This window comes from Psychrobacter alimentarius (assembly GCF_001606025.1).
GTDB lineage: Bacteria > Pseudomonadota > Gammaproteobacteria > Pseudomonadales > Moraxellaceae > Psychrobacter > Psychrobacter alimentarius.
In genome coordinates, this window is sequence record NZ_CP014945.1 from 1,826,870 (window position 1) to 1,843,140 (window position 16,271).

The following is a 16,271-nucleotide window of genomic DNA, read 5'->3' on the forward strand; positions in this document are numbered from 1 at the left end:
AGTAGGAACTTTTTTATTGAGTACCGTTATTTTATAAAAATTACTCTTGCCACTGCTCAAGCGCAAACTTAGTCTCTAAGTGATCTTCTAACGCTGGTATATTAAAAGCATCATCTTCACTCACAAAGCTGATACTAATGCCTTTTTGTCCAGCGCGACCAGTACGTCCAATGCGATGCACATAATCGTCTGGTTGGTCAGGCAAAGTATAATTGATCACATGACTGATATCATCGACATGAATACCGCGACCTGCTACGTCCGTCGCCACTAAAACTGAGGCATGACCATCTTTAAAACGCTGTAGATATTTTTCACGTTTTTGTTGAATGACGTCACCCGATAACATGACAATTTTATGGGCTTGGCGCAGCTTATGATAAAGACGTTTGACTTGATCTTTGCGATTGGCAAAGATAATCACTTTTTCTACCGTAGCATCATTAATAATGCGCTGCAACGCTGTTAGCTTTTGATCTTCCGTTAATAAGTAAAAATGCTGATCGACCAACTCACTGGTTTTGTGCTCAGGTTCAATCTCAACAAACTGGGGTTCATGTAACCAGCGGTAAGCTAAATTCATCACGTCTTGGTTGAAAGTCGCCGAAAATAATAAACTTTGACGATCCGTATTAGCTGGCATTCGGCCTACTAGGCGTTTGATATCTGGGATAAATCCCATGTCGAGCATGCGATCAGCTTCATCTAATACCAGCACTTCCACACGATCTAAAAAAACCATGCCTTTATTGGCAAGATCAATGAGACGGCCAGGCGTTGCTACTAGAATATCAACATATTGACGATCAAGCTCATGCTGCTGATTTTCATAATTGGTTCCACCCATGATGCACACACTATGAAGTGATGTGTACTTAGTCAAGGCAAGACAATCTTCAAATATTTGCTGAGCAAGTTCACGAGTGGGTGCCATGACCACGGCACGTGGCTCTCCTAAGTAGCGTTCTTCATCGCTACCAAAAGGACGCTTAAGTAGTGCTTCCATAATAGTCAATAAAAACGTTGCCGTCTTACCAGTACCCGTCTGTGCCTGCCCAATAGCATCTTGGTTTGCCAAAGTATGAGGCAGTATTTTTGCCTGAATAGGGGTCAATGCCGTAAACCCCAAGTCATTGATGGCACGTAACGTTGCAGCTGACAGTGGCAAGTCAGTAAAGGTCGTAAAATTACTCAAAAAAATGTCCTTTTAAATGAATGGCTACTTATTATTGATTATAAATAGGTGTTGAATAATCGGTTGTCTTACTTTGCAACAGGAACAATGATGAAAACACCATTTGATCTGCACATCATTGACAAACATAGGAGCATAAAAAAGTCAAACCCAATACCTTATTCTACCGAGTACATTGATTTTACTCAACACAGGTAAGATAAGCTGGGCTTGACTCAGTAGTATATCAGTAGTGTATACAGACAATATAGCGAAACCGCTGTAATGACTGAATAGATTACTCTCCTACTTTTCTGACTTCTTCAGCTTGAAGGCCTTTATCGCCTTCAACTACGCTAAACTCAACCTTTTCACCGTCTTTCAAAGAACGATAGCCATCACCTTGAATCGCACGGAAATGGACAAAAATGTCTTCTCCGCTGTCACGTTGAATGAAACCAAAGCCTTTTGAGTCATTAAACCACTTAACGATACCTTGCTCACGAGCTGACATAATATTGCTTCCTAAAAAAGTCCGCTTAGCCCCAAATTCCTTTGCAACATTGCATACAAACGGGATCTAAGATTATAAAATCAAAAACTTAAGAGTACTACTTTTACCATCATTATTTGCATAAAGCCGTCGTCTTAAAGAGTTGTTCTTATAACCAAAAACTCTCTTCTTCAAAAGCTCATCATAATGATAGTAACAAACTTGCAATAAATATTGCGTAAAAAATATCATAGCACGGGTTTTTAGCAACATAAAGACTTTTAATCTGTTTTTTATTCTTTATTTCATTTACGCCATAATTTTTTTATAACCTTATGAGCAAGCTGTTATCATAAAGAGACATACTATTAAATTACCTCTTTTTACTTTTTTATCATCGATATATTTCACAATGCATTATAATTTACCCCCACTGCGCAACTGTTATAGAGAACATTATGACAACCCCTTCTCAATCTGCATCAAGTACAGAAACCTCGGATCAACACACCACTAAACGCCTTACCCACAAATTACTGCTTATTAATGGCGTCAATTTGAATTTGCTGGGTAAGCGCGAGCCTGAGATTTATGGTCATACAACGCTTGTAGACATTGAGAAACGTTTGATAGCTCGCGCTGCTGAGTACGGTATTGAGTTGATTTGTATACAATCAAATCATGAAGGCCAGCTGGTTGATGAAATACAGCATTATGGATTACTGGCCAATGCAACCGAGCAAGTGGATGCGATAATTATTAATCCTGCCGCCTTTACTCATACCTCGGTGGCGCTACGCGATGCATTGCTAGCCACACAAAAACCCTTTATAGAAGTACATCTATCTAATGTTCATGCGCGCGAGCCTTTTCGTCATCATTCTTATTTGAGCAATGTCGCTGTTGGTGTTATCTGCGGCTTGGGACATTTGGGGTATCAAATGGCATTAACGTATTGGCTTGATAATCTTTACTCTGTGGATATGAACGATATAGATACTCATAACTTCAATCGTAACGACTGATATCAGTAAAAGATTAGAGCTTGCATTAGATAACTTTTTTATCAGCACATTAGTTAAACAGCAATCATCTGGTTAAAGTATTAGAATTACGGCTGAGCAAACAATCCACTATATGGTGATATGAATGGCAAAATCGTCTGGAAAGCGCTTTATGAAACTCGCTGGCATGACAGCAAGTATTGCCGGTAAAGCAGCTAAAAACTCATTTAAGCATCTCTCAAGTGACGAAGAAAAACGCTTACAAGCGCGCTCAGAGCTAATGCAAGACGTGGGTATTCAGATAGCCGAAACCTTGGGAGAAATGAAAGGCGCAGTCATGAAGGTGGGACAAATTGCATCACAATATAAAGATGTGTTCCCCCCGGAAGTGGCTACTGCACTAGAAAAACTGCAAAAAGATGCACCGCCCATGCCTTATGCGCAAATACGCGTACAAGTAGAGCGGGAACTAAAAGCACCCATAAAAGAGCTGTTCAGCGAATTTGAAGAAGTGCCCTTTGCCGCCGCATCTATTGGACAAGTGCATAAAGCCATTTTGCCATCTGGACAAAAAGTGGTGGTAAAAGTTCAGTATCCTGATGTGGATGAAAACTGCGATAGCGACCTAAAACAAGTCCGTATGGCATTGAAAATCGCTGGTGTGCTCAACATGAGCAAACAGCTACAAGAACAACTATTTAATGAAATTCGCCAAAGCTTGCATGACGAGTTGGACTATATTAAAGAAGCCCATAATTTACGAGTGTTTGGGGCTTTTCATGCAGATGATGAAGGACTTATCATCCCTAAAGTTATTACCAGTCACTCATCCAAGCGCATTTTGACTTTGACTGAAGAGATGGGCGAAACTCTGACAGTTGCTGCAACTTGGAATAACGACATTAAACAAAAGATAGCTGAGCGATTGTTCCACTTTACCGCAGGGCAACTATTTGGGTTGTATCGTATGCATTGTGACCCACACCCAGGTAACTTTGCTTTTCGAGAAGATGGCAGCGTCGTGGCTTATGATTTTGGTGGGATTCGTAGCTATAGTGATAGCGAAGTTCAACTGTTTCGTCGATTCGCCAAACATGCCATCAAAGGTGATGTAACGGCACTTGAGCAGGACTTGATTGCCTTAGATATCCGCCGTGATGATGATAAAAACATACCGGGAGAATTTTATGAAAAATGGTTATCTATTGGTCTAAAACCTTTGTCTATTAAGCCTTATCATGAGGGCGATTTTGATTTTGGTAGCAGTCAGATACATCACGAAGCCATTGCACAAATGCGTACCTCTTTAAAATACTTTGGACAATTTCAACCTTCTGCAACCACTATGATGTTAGATCGCACCATATCAGGACAGTATTGGAACTTAGTTAATCTAGGGGTTAAGATTGACCTATCGCCATTCGTTGATGAGTATATTGACGTATAAACGATAATTGCGCCTCTAAACGTTAGACGAATACTAGTGCCCCTATCTAGACATGTAATGCATGACCACAGCGATCACAAAACTCTGCCCCTATAGCATGCCCAAACTTACCACAGTTTGGACAAGTAACTGGATCGAGCTGCGGACGCATGTTACGCGTCAACTCTGAGGTAAAGATACCGGTTGGTACCGCAATGACAGCATAACCTGTAATCATGACCATCGTTGCAATGGCCTGACCAAGTGGCGTTTTCGGTGAAATATCACCATATCCCACTGTGGTTAACGTCACAACTGCCCAATAAATAGAGATTGGAATACTTGTAAAGCCGTTTTCTGGTCCTTCTACCACGTACACGATAGAGCCATAAATAGTCACCAAGAGAACAAGCGATAAGAAAAATACCGTTATCTTTTGCTGACTGGTTCTCAGTGCTGAAGCCAAAAAACCTGCTTGCTGCATATAAGCTTTGAGTTTGAGGACTCGAAACACGCGTAAAAGACGCAAAATACGTATGACGATAAGATACTGCACGCCACCAAAGACAAGGCTCAAATAACTGGGTAAAATGGACAGTAAATCTACAACGCCAAAAAAACTAAATACGTATCGAAAGCGATTGGGTGCCGAAAACAGCCTTAATATATATTCAATCGTGAACAAAATAGTAAAAAACCATTCTGCATAAAAAAATATCGTCCCATATTGCAAACGTACAAACAACACACTGTCTAACATGACCACGCCCACACTGGCTAAAATTGCAATGAGCAACACAATATCGAAAAGCTTGCCCAAGCGGGTATCCGTACCTTCAATAATGATATGAATGCGGTTACGTAAGTGTGTGATGGCTTCAGCAGTTGGTTGTTTCATAGAATCCGTACGTCGTAAAATCAATGGCTTGATAATAAGCAATGACTTAAAATATGATGAATAAGGCCAAGTTAGTTAAAATACACGAAACTGGTTTATAATATTACTGACTTATCGCCGTTAATATAGTTTATAAGTTGCCACAGTGTAGCAAAAAAGCACTTCTAACAACATACAAATCGTTAACACATAGGTAGCTCTATTACGTTAAATACACGGATATTCCGAGTAGGAAACGCGCGTTTGAGTATTTATAAGTGTTATTAATCGGTTTTTTAAGCATAAAAAATAATACGCAAAAATTAAGGATGTTATATGGCAGGCCATTCAAAATGGGCAAATATCAAACACCGTAAAGCCCGTCAGGATGCGGTAAAAGGTAAAATATTTACCAAAATTATTCGTGAAATTGTTTCTGCTGCCAAGCAAGGTGATCCTGATCCGGATAAGAACCCACGCTTGCGTGCTGTCATCGAAAAAGCATTGTCAGTCAATATGACCCGAGACACCATCAATCGCGCTGTCGATCGTGGTACTGGTGGCGGTGATAACGAAAACATGGAAGAAGTCAGCTATGAGGGTTATGGGGTTGGCGGTGTGGCAGTATTGGTTGAGACTATGACTGACAATCTTAATCGTACCGTTAGCGAAGTACGTCATGCATTTACAAAAAATGATGGTAATTTGGGCACATCAGGATCAGTGGCTTACCTATTTACCAAACGTGGTGAAATCAGTTTTAATGATACCAACTTAGAAGAAGACGTCATGCTGGTTGCACTAGAGGCTGGCGCGCTCGATATCGAAAATGATGGCGAAACATTGATGGTCATCACTGAATGGGAAAGTTTTGGTCAAGTTCAAGACGCGCTTAATGCTGCTGGTCTTGTCTCTGACAATGCAGAAGTGACTATGTCACCCTCAACCACAGCTGAAATAGACAATGTGGAAGATGCCGAAAAAATCCTAAAAATGATCGATATGTTAGAAGATGCTGATGATGTGCAAGAAGTTTATACTAACGTTAACTTCTCTGCTGATGTAATGGCACAGCTTGAGCAATAAGTTTATTCAATCATTGGTTGTTACTCACAAAAGAGGCCAAACGCCATAAACGTTCGGCCTCTTTGTATTTTACGACTGATAGCTGTTGGTGATAACTCAACTCAAACTAGACTTTGCAGGTAATTCCTTCTAGCGCTAATAAGTACTCTTTCTTATCCAGTCCACCTGTATAACCACCAAGTTTACCATCACTGCTGATGACTCGATGACAGGGAATAATCACGCTGAAGGGATTTTTACCATTGGCTTGCGCTACTGCACGAAAGCCTTTGGGATTATCTACACGCTGAGCAAGAGTGGCATAACTAATAGTCTCGCCATATCCAATCTCTTGCAGTGCACCCCAAACTCGCTGCTGAAATGCTGTACCCGCACTGGTATCAATTGGCAAGTCAAAGTCACTACGCTGTCCTTGCATATAATTCTGTATCTGAGCAATGCTTGCCAGCAATACCTCTTGTTCTTTGTCATTGGACTCTAACTGATCAGCAGCGATAAATGTCACCTCATCGACATCAAATTTATAATGCTTTGATAAAGCTTTGAGTTTGATTTTATCTTGCCAGTGCTCATCAAGCGCAAGCCAATTACACCAAATCAGCTTTGCCGTATTGTTGATGACATGGCTTGCCAGCAACAAAGCAGCCTTAGGTGATGAGCTATTATTGTGAACGATATCGGTTAATACAACGCTAGTAACGATCATATACTGACTCCTGTCCTATTATTTGGTTGCTGGCAGTTTCGCTAATTACTCTTTATCGTCTGTTTCAAACAATGCGGCGACGAACTGTTTTGGACTAAAGGCACGTAAATCATCAATCGATTCGCCCACTCCAATATAACGAATAGGTACATCGGTCGTCTCAGCAATATTGAAGACCACCCCACCTTTAGCCGTACCATCTAGTTTGGTGATGGTAATACCCGTCAATGGTACCGCTTTATTAAACAATTCAACTTGGTTAATTGCATTTTGACCTGTGCCAGCATCAAGAACAATCATACCTTCGTGCGGTGCGCTTGGATCCGCTTTACGCATGACTCGTACCACTTTCTCCAGCTCAGCCATCAGATGCGTTTTGTTTTGCAGACGTCCTGCCGTGTCTGCGATTAGCACATCGATATTCTTTGCTTTGGCAGACTGCATGGCATCAAAGATAACAGAAGCACTATCAGAACCATGACCTTGCGCTACAACTGGGATGTTGTTGCGCTCACCCCAAATCTGTAGCTGCTCGGTGGCCGCCGCGCGGAATGTATCACCTGCCGCCAGCATGACTGATTTGCCTTCACCTTGTAAACGCTTGGCAAGCTTGCCGATAGTCGTGGTTTTCCCCACCCCATTGACCCCCACCATCAAGATAACAAATGGTTTTTTGCTGGTATCAATCACGAGCGGCTCAACTTTGGGGGTTAAGATATCAACCAACTCACTTTGTAATGCTTTATACAATGAATGGGCATAGATCAGATCGCCACGGGCCGTCTGCTCAGTTAAGCTTTTGATAATGCGATTGGTGGCATTGACACCAATATCGGCAACCAACAACTGATCTTCAACTTCTTCTAAAAGCTCATCATCGATCTCTTTACCACCGATAAGAATACTGACCATACCTTCAGCCAAATTCTTACGTGACTTACTAAGCCCCGTTTTCATACGATTAAACCAGCTGCCTGATTTTTTATTTTCTTGAGTCTCTTGTGATTCTACAGCAGGGTTTTCTAGTTCTGGCGCTTTTGGTTGGTTGTCCATAGGCGCAACGCTTGGCGTATCCCCTAACTGCTCTTGTAACGGCATAGCTGGGATAGAAGGCATAGCATTAACATTAGCGTTTACTGCTACATTTGTTTCTTGAGTATCTGACTTGGTATCTGAAAAACTTTCAAATGTATTGTAGGGTGCACTCTGTCCTTCTGTCATACCAACGGGAGTACCCAAAGCGATACTATTAGATTCATCCGTATTGACGATACCTTGATCGCTTGTATCATTTACTTGTTGTTCTGGTATGCTTTTATTATTGGGCGTTTTGGTTGCGACGGTATCTTCAGTCTCATCAATAATGGGGACAGATTGCGTCGGCAGACTGGGTAAGGTAATATCATCGTCATCTAAGTCATCAAGATCGCCGTCAAGATTGATGACCACACGATTGCTATTATTTGGATTGTTCATAAGCTTGCCCTAAAAGTTATCACTATCAATTATTCGTTTATTTTAAGTAGATTTATATATCGTCATAAGCGTACTGCCTTATGACAGACAATTTTTAGTCTAGTTTAGCATAGTTCGAGTGGTGCTCAGACCTTACCATCGTAGACTATCATCAAAATTTACAAGTTTAAAAGACCAACGGATGATTTGAGAAAGTTTCGCTTAAGATTCGGACACAAAAATCCGACCTGTTGTCAGCCGAACTTCGCCTACTCTAACAAGCTTTACTTCATCATTTTCTTGTCACTTTATACTTAATTTATAGGAATTACCTATGACATCATTATCCACTCTTTGTAAAAAACAAAGCAAAAAAACAGCGGCCATTAGCGCCACCTTATTATTCGCGACATTTGCTCTATCAGCTGTTTCAGGTTGTACGACCACGCAAGAGTTTAAACCGACGGCTAGCGTAATGGTTGGGGCACACAAATCATTATAAAACCGCTTATGGTTATATTTGGATGTGGTGCATCCATCCCTTCCTCTACAACTTGTCATTTATATAAGTAGAACATACCATGTCATCGTCTTTACCTTTATCTACTCTTTCGCTGCGTATCGCCTGTGCGTTGGCCATAACCGCTACGCTTGCTGCTTGCCAAACCACTACTATTGGCTCTAGTTTATCTTCTACTGACAACAATCAAGCCACTCAAGCTGTTTCAAATAAAAATACCTTGAGCCAGAACCCTTCAGGTCAAAACACAGCAGCTCAAGATAAAAACTCGCAAGCAGATATATCATCTGAGCTGACCATGAATACGTCAGGTCGACATGAATATCAGTTAGAAAATGGCCTAAAAGTAGTGGTAAAAGAAGATCATCGCGCACCAGTGGTTATGACACAGATTTGGTATCGGGTTGGTTCAACGGATGAGCCAGCTGATAAAGGCGGTATTTCTCATTTGCTTGAACATATGATGTTTAAAGGCACGTCTAATGTTTCAAGTGATGATTATGAGCGTTTGATTGCCAAATTCGGCGGCGTCAACAATGCCTTTACCAGCTATGACTATACCGGCTACTACGAATTGTTTCCTGCCAATCGCTTCCCTTTAGCGTTAGAGCTTGAAGCAGATCGCATGAAAAACTTAATGTTTAATGATGACGCTTTTGCTAAAGAGCATCAAGTTGTCATGGAAGAGCGTCGTCAGCGCACCGATGATAACCCATTGGCTAAAGCCTACGAATCTTTCCGTTTGCTAGCCTTACCTAACAGTCCTAAAGGCGAGTCTATCATTGGGCCTATGAATGAGCTGGAATCAATCAAGCTCTCAGACGTAAAAGACTGGTACAAAACATGGTATGCCCCAAACAATGCCACCTTAGTCATTGTGGGTGACGTGGAGCCAACAGAGGTATTGGCGCAAGTCAAACGTTACTTTGGTGAGTTGTCTCCAAGCGAGCTGCCAAACCGCCCTGCTGTCAATCAAAAAGGTTTTCGTGGTTATCAGCAAGTTGATTCTGAGCAAGCCGTACAAGTTCCAGTGCTACTGATGGGTTACAACGTACCAAGTCTAGTAACAGCAGGCGCCAGCAATGAAAACCAAGCTTACGCACTGTCACTGGCTCAGGATGTATTAGATGGCGGTTTGTCTGCACGGTTGGAGAGTCGATTGATACGTGAGAAAGGCCTTTTGACGACAGTAGGTACGTCTTACGACTTACTGGATCGCGGCGATGGTCTATTTTTGATTCAGGCAACACCACGTGAAGGTGTCAGTCTCGATCAAGCGCAACAAGCCATTATCGCTGAAATAGAAAAACTAAAGACCGATCCCATCAATGCAGATGAAATCAGTCGTGCCAAAACCAATACAGTAACAGGTCTTGTCTACGCTCAAGATAGTATGGAGGGTCAAGCACGTATGATTGGTTCACTACAGTCTATTGGTCTTGATGACAGACTGCTTGCCGAACTACCAACCAAACTCGATAAAGTAACGATTGCTGATATCCAAACAGCAAGTAAAAAGTATTTGGTAAAGGATAACTTAACGGTGATGCATATCATACCGCCCACTGACAACGCCGCTAAAAAAGACAAATAGTGACAACGTATGACTCCTTTATCCAATCAAAAAGCCCACTAAAAAGGCTTCATTAATAAGAAGAAAACCATGACTCAACCCAGTGATTTATATCAAATCAGAAAAAAGTCGTTGAATAACGCATACTCCTCAACACCGGCAGCTACGTCTACGCTCAAGAAGTTGTCCAGTCTGAGCGTTGGCGTACTCTTAGGTCTTGCAACGTTGACCGTGACCGCACAAGCAGACACAGCGGGGGTTGAAGAGCCTCGTGGATCAGCTACATTGGTTGATACCAACGCGCCAATTGCTGCCTTATCAACATTGACGAGCATTGACGATGCCAAGCCATTAAAGGTTACCGCACCCACGATTCAACAGTTTAAAACGAAAGCTGGCGTGCCCGTACTCTTTGTACAAACAACGACCCTACCAATTGTCGACATCGATTTGCGTTTTAACGCTGGTAGCGCCCGTGATGCCAGCATACGTAAGGACGGTTTTGGCATTGCCAATATGACTGCGACGATGTTGACACAAGGCACAAAAAAGCTCAACGAAGATGAATTTACCCGAGCAGGTGAAACGTTGGGGATTAATCTAAATAGTAGTGCTTATAAGGATATGTTTATCGTCTCGCTGCGTAGCTTATCTGATGATAAACATTTATTACCTGGCATCGATTTGATGACCCAAATGCTCAATGACCCTGCTTTTGACGATCAAACATTAGCACGCAACAAAGCACGACTTTTGGTCGGCTTGCAGCAGCAAAAGCAAGACCCAAACAGTTTGGCAAGTGACGCTTTTAACCAAGCCTTATATGGCGATCATCCTTATGCCCATCCGTCAGCTGGCACTTTAGACACTGTGCCTAATATTGACCGACAACAATTGATTGACTTCAAAAACCGTTATTTGGTTGCTGCCAATGCTTCTATTGCGATGACAGGTAATCTGACCTTGGAACAAGCGAAAAAGCTGGCAGAAGGTATTACTGCTGGATTACCCGCTGGTCAATCCGCAGCGACCTTACCTGAGCCAAAACTGCTCAATCAAACAAAACACATTCATATTCCGTTTCCAAGTACTCAAACCACCATATTGATGGGTCAATTGGGCAGTAAACGCGCAACCAATCCAAAGGATCAGCAACAACAAACCAATTTTGCGGTAGGTAATGAGGTGCTGGCCGGTAGCAGTTTTAATGCGCGATTGATGACTGAAGTTAGGCAAAATCTTGGTTATACCTATGGAATCACAGGCTCAATGAATCCGATGTTGGCCAAAGGCCCTTATCAGATTGGTTTTTCAACCCGAAATGATAAAGCGCGTGATGCTATTGATGCCAGCTTAGCGGTCATTAATGACACTTTGGATAAAGGCATTACCAATAGCGAGATGCGTCTTACAACAGACAATCTTAAAAACAGCTTTCCGATGGGTTTTGCCAGCAATGCAGGCATTAATAACTTGCTCGGTATGATGAATTTTTATCAATTACCCAGTGACTATTTAAGTAATTATATCAATCGTATTGATCAAGTGAAGCTGGCGGGCGTTAATCAAGCGATGCGCGACATACTAAAGCCTGAAGACTTCTTAATTGTCACCGTTGGACAAGACGATCCTTGGAAGGACAAAAAGGCTAAAAAGGCTAAAAAGGCTAAAAAACCATAATCACAAAACCTGCTGCAAAAGACATGTAAATAAGGGGCAATGCTTTATGTATTGCTCCTTATTCACTATAAATGCCACTAATATTTATATTTAATCCAATCTAAAATCTAACAATCAATCAGAAACCGTTACCGCCACATCATACATAAGATTTTTAGGTTTATAAGTTGCCCCGTTGTATGCCAACCGAATCACATGTTTGTCATAAGAATCGACTTTATAGTCGCCATTGGCAAAATTATGCATCATAGGTACTACCAATAGCGCTTCGATTTGACTGTTATTGACTTTGACTGAGATGCTCTGACCGCTACGTGGATACAAAAAATAATCGCAATAGTTGTCTATCATAACTTCTTCAGTACGTTCAATGACCTGACTGCCCACTTCTTCTTGTATCAGTTTTGGACAAAGATCGGTACGTTCAGCAGCCAATCTGGCGTAAGAATTTCTGATACTCTCTTCAACCTCTTCCGCATTTTGTGCCTTTCTATCAAGCTTGGCAGACTTATCTCCCGTCAACGATTGGTCCTCAGAAGAAGTCTCTGGACTACAAGCACTCACAAATACCAAGAATAGAAAAATCAGACCAAACACAGCCACGGCTATATTGTTTGGTCGTAGAAAAGTCCTTTTTGGTTTACCAGAATCATCATCTTTGGGTATTATTGAATACCGTTTTTTCATAAATCCTGCTCATAATAAGTGCTGTTTTTTACTTTATAAATCAAAGAATATAAAGTGAATAAAACCTACTATTAAAGCACAATTTATGAGCGTTAGAAAATTTATGATGACTTAGCCGTCTATCTTTTAAACTTACGATATTTAACTTTCCATACCGATTTTATCAACATGATTGTACTTTCTATCGCTTTATAAAATATTCATTTGATGATTGAATGGTTTATAAAGCGGATCAGTTAATAACGGCAAGAAGAGCTACTACTAGCATGGTTAAAGCCCCATTTGCGATAGCCATCCGTATCTAAATGAATGGCGCCCGTAGCATACAATCCCAAACCAAAATTATGCTCTTTTCCTTGATATTGCCAAAACTGACACAACCCATCTTGCATGGTGCTGCGTTGCCACAAATTATCTTCGTACTCTGGCACCCAAATATCCATAGCGCTACCATTCATATGCTTACTACTATCTGCACCACCTGCACAATTATTTAAGCCAGGACTACGATATACTGAGCGTATCTCACTGGTGGCTGGAATAATGCCTTGGTTTTTGAGTTCAGTATACAAACGCAAAGTCGGTACTATATTTGCCCATAATTCTTGCGGGGGTAACTGATAAGGCTCATAACCACATTTGTCCCAGCTACGAGCTGTAGTAAGCAATTGAGACAAAGGTGGTACATTTCGTGCCCCTACTCTTGTAGTCAGATATCGTTGATACTCTGCGACTTGCTGAGCACGATAGCTATTGCTGTTTAGCCACGCATTAAAACCTATATTGCTAGAGTCACTATTGGTGCTGTTGTAAGTATTATTTGCGGTACTGTATTTATTATAAGTGGTGCTATATACAGGCGTACGGCGATTGATATTCACCTGTTTATTCTCTTGAATCGATATGCTTGCATTGGGAGTAAAATCACGCTGTTTTTGAGCGATTAATCCTTGCATACTATCACCAGTATTTGCACCGCTTAGTATTGTGACACCAGGACTGTGATTTGAAGCGTTTGTAGAAGAGCTGATATAAGCATTACCATTATCGGCACTATTACCATGACGTATTTGAATACGGCGCTCACTGCTGTCACTCAACAAAGCTGCATGAGCAGAGAGGCTACTGGCACAAATAAATAGTACAACAAGCGGTTTTTGAATCTGTTTGTAAGCAGAATTTTTTGTGTTGGTCATTGCAAGAAACTACCAATAAAAAGGTTTTATCGATACTATCAAATTTTTGATAAGCAGGCTAAACTATCGTCTCTAATTATAGAGGTGATATTCGTAATTAACACTTATCCTCACAGTTTTTATAATTACGTGATTTTGGTACTTGCGCGTTACCTTATTGTTGACATCCAATTAGAATAGACACAGTATCGTCACATTTTAAGCCTTCTTTTTAAGCAAAAACTTCCTCCTACATCAATTGCTAGTCACTCTTTGCCTATGTCTTCTAACCTGCAGTATCGTTTTTCACGTCAAAGCCATCACTTAGGTCAAGGTCATGCACCGACACTATGGCAACGTATACATATAGATCCTTGGTTGACCCTTCTCTTGTTAACGGTTTGCTGTATTGGTCTGACGATTTTATACAGCGCTTCTGGTCAAGAAGTGAATATGGTCCTACGCCAAATGGTCAGCTATGGAGTGGCTTTTTCGGTTATGTTTACCATGGCGCAGATACCACCCAGTATCTATCGCACCTTCACGCCTATCTTTTATGTGCTTGGCCTAGTGCTGTTAATTTTGGTCGATATCATCGGCGAAGTACGTATGGGTGCCCAGCGCTGGATTAATTTACCCGGATTTGGCAGTGTACAACCATCTGAATTTATGAAACTGGGTATGCCAATGATGTGTGCTTGGTTTTTATCCAAACGTGACCTGCCACCTTCTTTTTCGAGTATTGCGATTACCTTAACTTTAATCGTTGTTCCCGTATTACTGATTGCTAAAGAACCTGATCTTGGTACGTCGCTGTTAGTAGCAGGTAGTGGCATATTTGTACTGTTTTTAGCAGGGTTATCTTGGCGATTGATTTCAGCCGCTGCCATCTTAGCTGTACCTTTTATTGCTTTTGCATGGAATTTTTTATTACATGACTATCAGCGTACACGTGTACTGACCCTACTTAATCCAGAAGCCGATGTACAAGGAGCTGGCTGGAATATCATTCAGTCAAAAACAGCTATCGGCGCAGGTGGTCTGACAGGTAAAGGCTATTTGGAAGGCACACAATCTCATTTGCACTTTTTACCAGAAGGACATACTGACTTTATCATCGCCGCTTTTTCCGAGGAGTTTGGTCTGTTAGGCGTCATGCTCTTGATGTTTATTTATTCTTGTTTGCTTATGCGCGCTTTGTATATTGCATTTACACATCCTGACGTCTATAGCAGATTATTAGCAGGCGCTATTGCTATGTCTTTCTTTGTTTATGTATTCGTTAATGTTGGGATGGTCAGCGGTCTTTTACCTGTCGTGGGTGTACCTTTACCTTTCATTAGCTATGGCGGTACAGCTATCGTCACCCTGATGGCTGGGTTCGGACTGCTAATGTCTATTCACACTCACAAAAGCAACTAGCCTTAATACTACCAAACTATATATGAATCAATGGTTTGCTGTCACTTTCATCCTATTGCGCCCTTGAAATGTGTCAGTAAACCCACCACATAAGCCTTCTCGCTATAATCAATATAGTGCAAAGTAATTATTCAATCGTTATTAGATACGTAGGCGTGGCGATTTATACCCTTTCAACTGGCACTCCTATTCTATCTTTCTTGCTAACGCCCGTCTTATCTTAGTTTAAACAAAGAGATGTTGTAATCGCTTTGTGCAGATAAACGCCCTATTCATCTGTTGCTGATCTTACTAACCCAAAAATGTAATCAGTCATATTGGTAGTGATGTACATCCTTAAACTAGCTTAAATATAGTCAGACGTTCTGATTTTATAGCAGTAGTTACAAAAAATTTATTATTGTTTACTATAAATTTAGTGCTTTTAGTATGCACTTTATAAGGATTTCTTCACAATTAAGCAGTTTGACACTCAAGTTCGAAAGAACTTAATCCTTGTTTTTTACAAATAATTGCGTTAACCTCGTTTTATTGCAGCTTGATACATAACCCGTACAGAGCTGCTAATAAACTTTGCATTTAATTATAGTTTGGTTATAGCCCTTACGTATAGTTAGCAGCTTATAGATTTATGAATTTCAAATACACTACTTAATTAACGTTTTAATAACAAAGTAATACGTAATACCTTTTAAAAAAACATATTAATTTAGCAAAGAAAGAAATTTTGTAAATTTGGCATATAGTGGTATTAGCACCCAGATTCTTATTGTAAATTATGAGCTTACCCGTATTACTAACTATCATTTGAGCGTTTTATAAGTATTATCGGTTATGTTGCCGTTATCCACTTATTATAATGAAATGAAAATTACCATATATTAAGACCTATAAAAGCCGCAATTTGACATCAACGATTATATGAACAGCGGATTGATGGTAAGGCTTTAGAGCTTGTGTGAGTATTAGATTGGTCTATTACTTGTGCACTCA

14 protein-coding genes are annotated in these 16,271 nt (G+C 40.8%); 7 read left to right on the plus strand and 7 right to left on the minus strand.

From position 1 onward, the window contains the following. Window positions 1–40 precede the first annotated feature (40 nt). The gene (locus tag A3K91_RS07455; protein WP_062844693.1) at window positions 41–1,195 is read right to left on the minus strand and encodes a DEAD/DEAH box helicase; all 1,155 of its coding nucleotides are present in this window, start codon (window positions 1,193–1,195) and stop codon (window positions 41–43) included. Window positions 1,196–1,472: 277 nt separating this feature from the next. Continuing rightward, window positions 1,473–1,688, minus strand: coding sequence for a cold-shock protein (locus A3K91_RS07460; protein ID WP_062844694.1), 216 nt, complete (start codon window positions 1,686–1,688; stop codon window positions 1,473–1,475). Between the two features lie 437 nt (window positions 1,689–2,125). Between A3K91_RS07460 and aroQ the strand changes: the two genes are divergently transcribed. Together aroQ and A3K91_RS07470 are read left to right on the plus strand one after the other, a co-directional pair. Beyond that, window positions 2,126–2,692, plus strand: coding sequence for a type II 3-dehydroquinate dehydratase (gene aroQ, locus A3K91_RS07465; protein ID WP_062844695.1), 567 nt, complete (start codon window positions 2,126–2,128; stop codon window positions 2,690–2,692). Between the two features lie 124 nt (window positions 2,693–2,816). After that, window positions 2,817–4,118: an ABC1 kinase family protein gene (locus tag A3K91_RS07470; protein WP_062844696.1), complete on the plus strand. Its 1,302-nt coding sequence runs from the start codon at window positions 2,817–2,819 to the stop codon at window positions 4,116–4,118. Window positions 4,119–4,164: 46 nt separating this feature from the next. Here A3K91_RS07470 and A3K91_RS07475 read toward each other — a convergent pair whose 3' ends face one another. Then, window positions 4,165–4,995 (minus strand): ion transporter, encoded by an 831-nt coding sequence (locus A3K91_RS07475; RefSeq protein ID WP_062844697.1) that lies wholly within the window; start codon window positions 4,993–4,995, stop codon window positions 4,165–4,167. A 315-nt stretch (window positions 4,996–5,310) separates the two neighbouring features. On the opposite strand from A3K91_RS07475, the gene A3K91_RS07480 reads away from it, so the two are divergent. Next, window positions 5,311–6,060 (plus strand): YebC/PmpR family DNA-binding transcriptional regulator, encoded by a 750-nt coding sequence (locus A3K91_RS07480; RefSeq protein WP_062844698.1) that lies wholly within the window; start codon window positions 5,311–5,313, stop codon window positions 6,058–6,060. 106 nt (window positions 6,061–6,166) lie between these two features. On the opposite strand, the gene A3K91_RS07485 is transcribed toward A3K91_RS07480, so the two are convergent. Together A3K91_RS07485 and ftsY are read right to left on the minus strand one after the other, a co-directional pair. Then, window positions 6,167–6,766, minus strand: coding sequence for a methylated-DNA--[protein]-cysteine S-methyltransferase (locus A3K91_RS07485; protein ID WP_084387301.1), 600 nt, complete (start codon window positions 6,764–6,766; stop codon window positions 6,167–6,169). Between the two features lie 45 nt (window positions 6,767–6,811). Continuing rightward, window positions 6,812–7,882, minus strand: coding sequence for a signal recognition particle-docking protein FtsY (gene ftsY, locus A3K91_RS07490; RefSeq protein ID WP_084387389.1), 1,071 nt, complete (start codon window positions 7,880–7,882; stop codon window positions 6,812–6,814). A 673-nt stretch (window positions 7,883–8,555) separates the two neighbouring features. Between ftsY and A3K91_RS14075 the strand changes: the two genes are divergently transcribed. The 3 genes from A3K91_RS14075 (at window position 8,556) to A3K91_RS07500 (ending at window position 11,994) form a co-directional block, all read left to right on the plus strand. Next, complete coding sequence (locus A3K91_RS14075; protein ID WP_157769649.1) at window positions 8,556–8,723, plus strand: hypothetical protein; 168 nt, start codon at window positions 8,556–8,558, stop codon at window positions 8,721–8,723. A 79-nt stretch (window positions 8,724–8,802) separates the two neighbouring features. Then, a complete protein-coding gene (locus A3K91_RS07495) occupies window positions 8,803–10,335 on the plus strand; it encodes a M16 family metallopeptidase (RefSeq protein WP_062844700.1) in 1,533 nt (510 codons plus the stop codon). Between the two features lie 69 nt (window positions 10,336–10,404). Then, window positions 10,405–11,994: a M16 family metallopeptidase gene (locus tag A3K91_RS07500; protein ID WP_062844701.1), complete on the plus strand. Its 1,590-nt coding sequence runs from the start codon at window positions 10,405–10,407 to the stop codon at window positions 11,992–11,994. A gap of 114 nt (window positions 11,995–12,108) precedes the next feature. On the opposite strand, the gene A3K91_RS07505 is transcribed toward A3K91_RS07500, so the two are convergent. Together A3K91_RS07505 and A3K91_RS07510 are read right to left on the minus strand one after the other, a co-directional pair. After that, complete coding sequence (locus A3K91_RS07505; RefSeq protein WP_062844702.1) at window positions 12,109–12,681, minus strand: hypothetical protein; 573 nt, start codon at window positions 12,679–12,681, stop codon at window positions 12,109–12,111. 236 nt (window positions 12,682–12,917) lie between these two features. Further along, entirely contained in the window at window positions 12,918–13,877 is a 960-nt protein-coding gene (locus tag A3K91_RS07510) for a D-Ala-D-Ala carboxypeptidase family metallohydrolase (RefSeq protein WP_062844703.1), read from the minus strand. A 258-nt stretch (window positions 13,878–14,135) separates the two neighbouring features. Between A3K91_RS07510 and rodA the strand changes: the two genes are divergently transcribed. Next, on the plus strand, window positions 14,136–15,278 hold the full coding sequence (rodA, locus tag A3K91_RS07515) for a rod shape-determining protein RodA (RefSeq protein WP_062845930.1): 1,143 nt from the start codon (window positions 14,136–14,138) through the stop codon (window positions 15,276–15,278). The last annotated feature ends 993 nt before the right edge of the window (window positions 15,279–16,271 follow it).

Bases quoted from the DNA above. Each gene is read 5' to 3' on its own strand.
- A3K91_RS07460 (WP_062844694.1), bottom strand. From the start codon at position 1,688: ATGTCAGCTCGTGAGCAAGGTATCGTTAAGTGGTTTAATGACTCAAAA.
- aroQ (WP_062844695.1), top strand. From the start codon at position 2,126: ATGACAACCCCTTCTCAATCTGCATCAAGTACAGAAACCTCGGATCAA.
- A3K91_RS07470 (WP_062844696.1), top strand. From the start codon at position 2,817: ATGGCAAAATCGTCTGGAAAGCGCTTTATGAAACTCGCTGGCATGACA.
- A3K91_RS07475 (WP_062844697.1), bottom strand. From the start codon at position 4,995: ATGAAACAACCAACTGCTGAAGCCATCACACACTTACGTAACCGCATT.
- A3K91_RS07480 (WP_062844698.1), top strand. From the start codon at position 5,311: ATGGCAGGCCATTCAAAATGGGCAAATATCAAACACCGTAAAGCCCGT.
- A3K91_RS07485 (WP_084387301.1), bottom strand. From the start codon at position 6,766: ATGATCGTTACTAGCGTTGTATTAACCGATATCGTTCACAATAATAGC.
- ftsY (WP_084387389.1), bottom strand. From the start codon at position 7,882: ATGCCTTCTATCCCAGCTATGCCGTTACAAGAGCAGTTAGGGGATACG.
- A3K91_RS14075 (WP_157769649.1), top strand. From the start codon at position 8,556: ATGACATCATTATCCACTCTTTGTAAAAAACAAAGCAAAAAAACAGCG.
- A3K91_RS07495 (WP_062844700.1), top strand. From the start codon at position 8,803: ATGTCATCGTCTTTACCTTTATCTACTCTTTCGCTGCGTATCGCCTGT.
- A3K91_RS07500 (WP_062844701.1), top strand. From the start codon at position 10,405: ATGACTCAACCCAGTGATTTATATCAAATCAGAAAAAAGTCGTTGAAT.
- A3K91_RS07505 (WP_062844702.1), bottom strand. From the start codon at position 12,681: ATGAAAAAACGGTATTCAATAATACCCAAAGATGATGATTCTGGTAAA.
- A3K91_RS07510 (WP_062844703.1), bottom strand. From the start codon at position 13,877: ATGACCAACACAAAAAATTCTGCTTACAAACAGATTCAAAAACCGCTT.
- rodA (WP_062845930.1), top strand. From the start codon at position 14,136: ATGTCTTCTAACCTGCAGTATCGTTTTTCACGTCAAAGCCATCACTTA.